The sequence below is a fragment of the Paenibacillus thalictri genome (genome assembly GCF_004307995.1).
GTDB lineage: Bacteria > Bacillota > Bacilli > Paenibacillales > NBRC-103111 > Paenibacillus_AF > Paenibacillus_AF thalictri.
Genome location: NZ_SIRE01000004.1, coordinates 494,330 through 502,458, shown reverse-complemented (window position 1 = coordinate 502,458; position 8,129 = coordinate 494,330). Strand labels below are relative to the sequence as shown.

Sequence of the window (8,129 nt, the reverse complement as noted above, 5' to 3'; positions counted from 1 at the left end):
TTCCCTTTCCTCCTGTATCCCTTGTTGTCTCAGCAACTCCAAGGTTACAGGAAAGTGATGCTCAGGTGGTCATTTTTTTGATGAGCGAACCCCTGCAGGGTGGTCACAATTTAGATTAGCATTCACATTAGCGGCATCTTTAACTGACAAAGTGATTTTTTCCATTTTGATACCTCCGTTTAAAGTAGTGTTTATATTGAGGGATGAGGCTTGACGTTCAACCGACTTTGTAGCTCTCTCCTAAGTATTGAATATGCTTTGAAAACTGAATAAGAAATTTAATCAGCGTCCTAACTAACAACACGGGACAAAGGAATCTGTGGCTCGTGACGATGCAACGATAATCTCCTGTTTCATCGCTTGCTTCATCCCAAGCACTGGTAAGGTCGAAATGCTTTTCTTCCAGATCAATCCACGACCTCAATACAGCGAGAACAAGAGTATGATCGAATTCAGAATATCCCAACCTAATCATCCGATCAGTTGGATGTTCGGTGCGATTAGGACAATACAGCTTGGTACGATGACTATTGGATGGAAATAGAAGGCGGAATAACAGCCATGCAAGGTTCAACTTCTCCTTTTCCAGATGAAGCAAGCATGTTTCTTCATCCCACAATTTAGACACATCAGCTTGTGTCAGTTCTTGTTTTGCTCGACGCATTTCATGTTCCTCCTACTATTATGATGTATAAATCACTTTATGGAGTTTTCCATTACTGCCCGTTTGAACTCCTGGATTTGTAGACTTGCACATCTGACGTCGACTCCCAACGATTTCTATTCAGCCAGAGCACCGACTTTCGTTCAACATAATCGGAGTCAATTTCACGGTCAAAGTTCGTATCGGTAATAGGCAGATTACTAGAAGCAGTATTGTTATTCGAGATGGCTTTGCCTCTAGCTGATTCAACAAACTCTGCTTCATTAAATCCCCACTTCTCTGCGAGTTTGAGGCATTTTTCTGCGCGCTTAGGATTTTGATGTTCGTATAGCAGGGCAAGCCTATGTGCGGCATCTGGAATCCTTGCTTTCAGGCATTTTTCCAATAAATCAATGGCTTTTGCTTCTTGGTCTAACATCAGATAAGCCTCCGCCAGCCTGTATTGTGCGAATGCAAACCCGCGTTCTGCCAATGGGAGGAGCATTTGTATCCCATGTTCAACTGAGTTTTTAACATCGTAATACATGGACCTTCCTTCAATGGCGAGTTGAGCTAGCCGCGTTACAGCCCAGGGATTTCGATTGCGGGCTTCTGCTTTTAATTGGTCGAATGCAGTACTTTCTTCATCATTCAACACTTGATGGTAGAGACAGTCCGCTATGATGAAACGTTCGAATATGGGAGGCTTTGAACGCATGGTGGAAACACTCCTTCAGTATATTTGTTTTGGCACGATGGGCATTGCCCGGCTAGAACTCGGCAGGATAACCGCAGTAGTTATCGGAAGTTAAGCATTCCTGCCAAGCTGCCTGGCAAAAATCTAGCATCCACGTCATAAGGATGTTCTCCCCAACATTCGTACACTTCGCGGTTCAAACGGATAACCGGGATGCGATCTCCGTTAACCGTTAAACGAACAGTTCGAGTGCCGTCTTTGTTGCGATCCGGTACAAGCAGTTTTTTGTCCTGCAAGCTGCTCCATAGCATCTCCTGTGTTACGGGAAATGTTTTGTTCTGCTTGGCATAGTGTGCGCATACTCGGTTATAAACAGAATCGCTCAACAAGTAGATGAACGCCGAATCACGGTAGCCAAGCGCTTTTGGGTGTGACGGAGGTAAGTCCGCAGTTTTGCTTCGGTCTATCAGCTTAATGTCGGATAAGAGCAGTGATCCAGAAGCCAGCAATTCCTTGATGGCTCGAACAAAAAGCTCGACTTCCCCATTTGCATGACTATGTTTGACCATTTCGGCAACTTTGTCATGCAGGATGTCTTCATTCTCTTGAAGCAACTCCGTCATTTCATCTTCTTCCAGAACTTCGTGAGCCAGAGCAAATTCTAGAAAGATTTCAAACGACGTTTGAAGCCACGCGGCACTTGCAATCTGTCTGCCATGTGCAGTTTCATGATGACGAGAAAAGAAATGCTCGTATGTCTTGTACAAGTCGGCCACACGGGTGACGAACGAATTCACATCTTTCGAGATGTATTCGATAAAGTGATAAATCATAGCTGAATAATGATTGTGAAGGCGCTGTGCAAGGGATAACTTGTCAAGTCTGACTGTGTTGGAATCCATCTTGACAAAGAAGCCGCGGGCTAACGATGATGCGCTCTTTACATATACGTCTTCCGCCGTCACTGCCGCCAGCCCTTGTGCTTTCATCTCCATGCTATGATTCGGACTCACCATCTTTTGACGTCCGGTAGAATCGCCGGTTGACCGAAAAATAGCTTCAAGCTTCGATTGAATGACATTCCGCTCCTGGAGACTGACAGTAGGGGGGATGTCATCAATTAAGAGGACGGTATCCCGCCGTAGCATTCTTTGTAACTCAATAGCGGGCGCAGTGGCTGTGAAATTCACAGGGACTCTCTCCCAATCGTTGAAGGTGTTGAAGAATACTTTGCTAGAGGCGGTCTTCCTGCTTCCAGTCGTGCCATAAATGTAATATACAAATTCAGGGCTAAAAGGGAGCTGCTCCAACAACGATTTGTAACAACCGAGAAGCATATACGACAGTGCAGTGAAAGTGAAGCCATGCGAACCAAGTTCAAGAAACGTCTCAATGACAGTTTTTAGAGCAGTGTATTTCGTGATTTCCGGTTTCGGAAGCTCGAACTTCTGAATAGAAGGATGAGCAGCAATATCAAGCGTTCCGCTGTCTCCAATTACTCCACTTCCGGTGATATAAATACCTGTATGGGTCTTTGACCAGCCAATATAGGCGTACTCATGAACAGTTGGCACAAGCGCACATAACGTATTGACGTACTCGACAACGTAACTGTAACTTCCCCAGATTACGGATTTGAAACCGAGTGATTTCCTCACCCAGTCTTGATCATTCCTTAGCTGACTTGGAGAAAGATATATCGGCGCATGCCAGGCGCCCTTCATCAAGCAAATGACTTTAAGGTATCGTTCGTCATGGTCAGGATGGTGAATAATTTTGTCACCTATGGGCAGAACAAAAGTATTGGAAAGCTTGAATTCCTTTGTACGTCTGATTACGCTCACGCTCCCATCTTCTTTTATCAGAAAATTGGTACGAAGCGATTCTGAGGCCAAGAATTTGTTGAGAGGTTCAATCAGAGCGGCCTCAAATTGCTGGCCGTTTTTAACGGAATCAGCTACACCCCTCAGGATGCTGGACAGACTTGCTGTGTTGGCTGTCATAGCGTACTCCCCTTTTAGGACTATTTGGTTTTCAAAGATCATGTAAGAATTTGAAGTGACTTAAGGCGGCTTAAGGGCTATTACTGGATTTGAGTGTTTGCTCGACATTTATTCTCCTCCCTCGTGTGAACTTACAATTTCAGTCTAGAGGGATTTGTCGATTCGGGATATTACATAAAAAATGGGAATGATTTAGATCGGTTGACAAAATTCAAAGATTGTGAAATGGAAATAGAAAAGCCATCTCTCCCGTCGGGGAAAGATGGCTTTTCTATAATATGTGAGCACTTGAACTTGTTCGGAGCATTATGTCAGGAAGTCACGAAAATACTTGTCTCTCACAAAATTACAAACGAGTTCAATCGTCTGACTGTCAATTGTAAAATTATCGTCGGGGTTTGCTTTTAGAAATTCGTTTATTATCAACTGGATATCCCAAAGCTTATGTTTTCTATAAAGGGACTGGACGTGGTGAATCTCATGCAAGGTTTCTTCAATTTCTTCAACATCCTTTAAAATTAAGCGGGGAGTTTCTCCATCCAATAGCTCTTCCAAAAGGGTGCTATCTTCATCGGCCAATATGCGTTGTGTGTTAATTTCCAATATGGGGATAATAATTAAGGACATTGAAATCCAATCTGAAGCGAGTTTAAGCATTGCATCGGTGATATTTGATTTTTTTACTGAGAGTGTGGGTGCACTCCAATTTGTTTCTTCCAAAATCGATATTTGATGCTCAGTATAGTATTTAATTAAAAACAATCTGCTCTCAACGATAGGCAATAATGCGGTCAAACTCAACACTTTGCGTGACCAGAGCTTAAAAGCATTCGGCAGTTCCTTTGTAGCTTCATTGATGTGGCTGGCTAAGACGATATTATACTCCCATTCAAAGAGCACCAAATTTAAATTCCAACTGGATGAAGGAACCATTTGCAATGAATTACGAAAATAACCCCAATAGCGATTATGTAGCTTTCTTTCAGGAGTAAGATTACCCCCGAAGTTTTTGTATGCCTCAATACTGGGTCTCTTCCCCTTACTGTATTTAAGTTCATTATGCAGTTGTTGATATATAGCAATGAATGCCCGTAGCGGAAGAGCTTGCGGGGGTAAGTGAGAGTTATAAGTGGTTAAATCGATGATTATTGCGTCTGCTTTTTGTTCCCGAGGCAGATAAGAGATATCATCGCCATGTAGACGAGTCTCGTTATTGGGATCATGATCTTTTAGATCCAATTCCTCATTCTCTTCCTTATTAATAAGGAACTTCATCAGTTGATTAACATAAGGAATGGCTACCGATTCCTCTATAGGTTGCTCGTTTGTCTTTGTAGCTACGTGGGTAATCAAGGCAAGATGTTGTGTGAGATCATCAATTATATCAATTTCAAGCCCTTTATTATCGATAAAGTTTGCAATTGTATCGGGAAACAAATACAAATGATGGTGGATAATGCAGAGCAGCTTGAATTCTGTAGGGCTCGTAGCATCGTTTAATCTATCAAAAAAGGCAGGTGGGAAAAGTACATTTTTTTGAATGTGATATTTTTCCGGGAAATTCATATTATTTTTATCTGAGAACAGCGCTTTTTTTCTCTCAATAATGAATTCTGAATGCAACATTCAATCTTCCCCCAATTTCCTTTTGCTCCTACTAATTATGTAATCAGTTATGGCACTTCGTTGTACACGGTAAGAGTTTTTAACTTTGAACGATTCGATCTCGCCAGAATTCACCAGATAATAAGCAGTATTTAAACCGATTTGAAGCAACTCGGCTAATTGTGAAACGGTCAAAATTTCATTGTAATCATCATACATTTTTTCACGCTCCTCACGCAATTTTTATTAATCTACTGTTTATTAAATCAACTCTAACTTTGTTGCACGACCTTATATTTTATTACATTTTACATAACAGTTATTTAATTGAATGTCTAAAAAAAGAGATGAGGCGATATATATGTATTTATTTTATTAATAATATTAATTAACAATATTTATAATTATCAGTTATTTTTCCGTAACATGAAAAGCAATTGTTTAACCACAAAATTGTGCAGGTAGTATATTGAGGAAGGGAGAAATAACTATGTTCCACACCGTATTATTATTTCAACCAATTCAGGCAATCGACTATCCAATTATTAAATCTATTTTGGAGAAGCTGTCTGACGAACAGAATTCCAGGCGCTATCGAGATAAAAGGTGTCCCGATTTAAATGTATATACCCTTTACGGTAGCCGTGGTATTACCATTTTACTCCGTCGTACGTTACTCAAGGGTCCGAGGTTCTCGTGTGAAAAGTATGCAGAGGAATTTTCATCTGGAATCTACTATCATGCTATTGAAATACGACTAAATCCAAAAGCACTTATACAAAAACGAGAGTATGTAAAGGTCGCAAAGGCAAGTGAATTCCCACAAATATGTGATCGGTTCAAGGAGGCCTTAAAGCCGCTTCAAGAGCGTGTGGAGTTAAGCCCATTACAACTATTTTACAAACTTAATGCCATTGACGAGTATCAGGTCAAACGAATTGATTACTGTATCAATATCCGTACGGTCTTACATGAAGCCTATATGGAGTTAATCAGCAGGGCAGATATCCCTGCTCACTTTTATCTTGTTACGGAATTGGATAAAAAGTCTGGGAGGCAGGTCGCTTATAAGAATAGCTTCTATATACAGACAAAGGGCCACTCAGTAGGAGTCAATATTTATAACAAAGAGTACCAAATGCAAAGTGAGTTTGCGGACTATGAGAGGCTTGAAGATGCGAACCAAATTATTCGGATTGAAATTCAATGTCTGAATGGGAAAACAAACAGCTTAAAGCAGAAACTAGGCTGGAGGTACCGTGATTGTCATCATTTTATGAATGAGGAATTGTCGAGAAAACTGATCTATGATTATTATGAGAAGACGGTCGGATTCGAGGATTATTATACTTTGGAAGAAGCGAAGCGGATGATCCAGGGCAATACTCAGTACAAGTCCAAGACAATTAACAAAATGATTGAAGTGTTGTTGTTGATCAATCAGAAACGTTCCATTCATAAGGCGAAGATGGCATATAGTGAGGATGCGACGGAACTCAAAAGAGTAGAAGCATTCAATGCCTTGATTAAAAAAATTAAAAAAAGCGGCATAAACCCCGTTACCATTCCTGTTAATTGGGGATACAGGCATATCCCCAATTTGGTTGAAGAAATGGATAAGGAGTTTACGCAGCTATTGAGAGTTGTTGTTAATTAGTTGTTTTTCAAAAAGTAAAAGAATGAAGCTGCCGAAACAGGGGGAGTTATTCAATTACTGACTGTAACTGTTTTAGCCTCAAACCATTGTTCACCTAACCAGTCGATACCAAATAGTGCAGCTGTCTTAAGTTCCTCACCTTTTCCAATAACTAGATAATTGGCTCTGTTCCAATAAACGAGGACCTTGGTTCGGTCTATTTTCTTTACAACGCCATAAAATGTCCCAGACATCACAGTATCTCCAACGTGTATCGTGTTTCCGTAATAATCCAATGGGTCATTATCATTATATTGCACCATATCATGTTTCTTTTGATTCTCGCTCACAATATCAACCAATGATTTTCGGTTATCCTGACTCTTTTGGGTAGCATCAAGTATGCCGATTTTAAAACTGAATTCTAATAAATCGGCGGCCTTTTCTTCAGCTCCACCATAATACAACAATATCATTTGGGAACCTTGATCCCAGCTAACTGTGGCTCCGAGGTTTTCCGTAACGAATCTAAGAGGAGTCATTGTTCTCCCGTTGATTATTGTCGGTGCAACTTCTAATTTTTTCTTAACTCCATTCACGGACGCGATATTTAAATCGATCCAGAGATCAATTGTGGTATCTGCGAGACTGATCGTGACTTTCCGTTCATCCTCATTCCATGTGGTAGTTCCGCCTAATCGTTGGATAACAGGTGCAATAGGAAGTAGTGTGCTGCCGCCACGGATAACGGGAGTGACGCTATGATCGTTATCGTCAAAGTTCTTACCGTCATCTGCTGTCAACAACCAAGGACTGTTGATCTTCATCGCAAGCTTGACGGGATTAACGATTTGCTTCTTACTTGTTCCGGCTGCACTCTTTGTATATGGAGTGAACGTCAGTATATCATTGTTATCATCATATTTTGTTTCGAATTTAGTGAAGTTATTGTCAGGGTTATCTGATAAAACTTTACTGATAAAACTTAGTGGTGCAAGAACACCTTTTGTCGGATCATCTAAATAACGTGCCGGTTTCTCTATCGTATAGGTTTTCTTAACTTCAAAACAGCCTGCATCACTATTTATCATTTCATTAATTTCTGTCGATCCTCTTGTTATTACAAAGCACCGATTTTGAAATACTATACTAGACTGCCATGGAGATTGATTCAGATTAACATATTCCCCACCTTGATCCGCAGGATCAACAAACTTAAATATCTGATCAACTGGGAACATTTCGACACCATCTTCAGTTATTGAGATGTGTGGACCATCTTCATTTTGACCAAGTTTAAAGTAAAGATCGGATGATGCAAATGCCGTCTGAAACATGGAGAATGACAGGGCAATAATAAGAATCATGCTGAATAATGGTTTTTTCATGGGAGTCCTACTTTCTTTCGATTATTTTGTTGGTGCTTCTTTTTTACTCTTAGACCCACGAATGATTTTGAAGATAAAGTAGATCAGATAAAACGGAGCTACCGTCCATCCGATGAAAGTAGCCAGAATAATCTTATATACGATGTAGTTGGAAATA

Annotated in this window: 7 protein-coding genes; 1 reads left to right on the top strand and 6 read right to left on the bottom strand. The window is 40.6% G+C overall.

Going from position 1 to position 8,129, the window contains the following annotated elements:
- Positions 1-217 precede the first annotated feature (217 nt).
- The 5 genes from EYB31_RS06590 to EYB31_RS06570 form a co-directional block, all read right to left on the bottom strand.
- Positions 218-664 carry a hypothetical protein gene (locus EYB31_RS06590; protein WP_131012483.1) on the bottom strand — a complete coding sequence of 149 codons (447 nt, stop codon included), beginning with the start codon at positions 662-664 and terminating at the stop codon, positions 218-220.
- Between the two features lie 52 nt (positions 665-716).
- Entirely contained in the window at positions 717-1,361 is a 645-nt protein-coding gene (locus tag EYB31_RS06585) for an SEL1-like repeat protein (protein ID WP_131012482.1), read from the bottom strand.
- Between the two features lie 80 nt (positions 1,362-1,441).
- Complete coding sequence (locus EYB31_RS06580; protein WP_131012481.1) at positions 1,442-3,343, bottom strand: hypothetical protein; 1,902 nt, start codon at positions 3,341-3,343, stop codon at positions 1,442-1,444.
- A gap of 306 nt (positions 3,344-3,649) precedes the next feature.
- Positions 3,650-4,969, bottom strand: coding sequence for a hypothetical protein (locus EYB31_RS06575; protein WP_131012480.1), 1,320 nt, complete (start codon positions 4,967-4,969; stop codon positions 3,650-3,652).
- Positions 4,970-5,167 (bottom strand): helix-turn-helix domain-containing protein, encoded by a 198-nt coding sequence (locus EYB31_RS06570; protein WP_131012479.1) that lies wholly within the window; start codon positions 5,165-5,167, stop codon positions 4,970-4,972.
- Positions 5,168-5,438: 271 nt separating this feature from the next.
- Here EYB31_RS06570 and EYB31_RS06565 point away from each other — a divergent pair, with 271 nt between their 5' ends.
- Positions 5,439-6,605, top strand: a complete 1,167-nt coding sequence (locus EYB31_RS06565; RefSeq protein ID WP_131012478.1) for a hypothetical protein — start codon at positions 5,439-5,441, stop codon at positions 6,603-6,605.
- A 50-nt stretch (positions 6,606-6,655) separates the two neighbouring features.
- Here EYB31_RS06565 and EYB31_RS06560 read toward each other — a convergent pair whose 3' ends face one another.
- Positions 6,656-7,972 (bottom strand): copper amine oxidase N-terminal domain-containing protein, encoded by a 1,317-nt coding sequence (locus EYB31_RS06560; RefSeq protein ID WP_131012477.1) that lies wholly within the window; start codon positions 7,970-7,972, stop codon positions 6,656-6,658.
- Positions 7,973-8,129 lie beyond the last annotated feature (157 nt).

What these genes read in the sequence shown, in the direction of transcription:
- EYB31_RS06590 (WP_131012483.1), bottom strand. Translation starts at nt 664, where the DNA reads ATGCGTCGAGCAAAACAAGAACTGACACAAGCTGATGTGTCTAAATTG.
- EYB31_RS06585 (WP_131012482.1), bottom strand. Translation starts at nt 1,361, where the DNA reads ATGCGTTCAAAGCCTCCCATATTCGAACGTTTCATCATAGCGGACTGT.
- EYB31_RS06580 (WP_131012481.1), bottom strand. Translation starts at nt 3,343, where the DNA reads ATGACAGCCAACACAGCAAGTCTGTCCAGCATCCTGAGGGGTGTAGCT.
- EYB31_RS06575 (WP_131012480.1), bottom strand. Translation starts at nt 4,969, where the DNA reads ATGTTGCATTCAGAATTCATTATTGAGAGAAAAAAAGCGCTGTTCTCA.
- EYB31_RS06570 (WP_131012479.1), bottom strand. Translation starts at nt 5,167, where the DNA reads ATGTATGATGATTACAATGAAATTTTGACCGTTTCACAATTAGCCGAG.
- EYB31_RS06565 (WP_131012478.1), top strand. Translation starts at nt 5,439, where the DNA reads ATGTTCCACACCGTATTATTATTTCAACCAATTCAGGCAATCGACTAT.
- EYB31_RS06560 (WP_131012477.1), bottom strand. Translation starts at nt 7,972, where the DNA reads ATGAAAAAACCATTATTCAGCATGATTCTTATTATTGCCCTGTCATTC.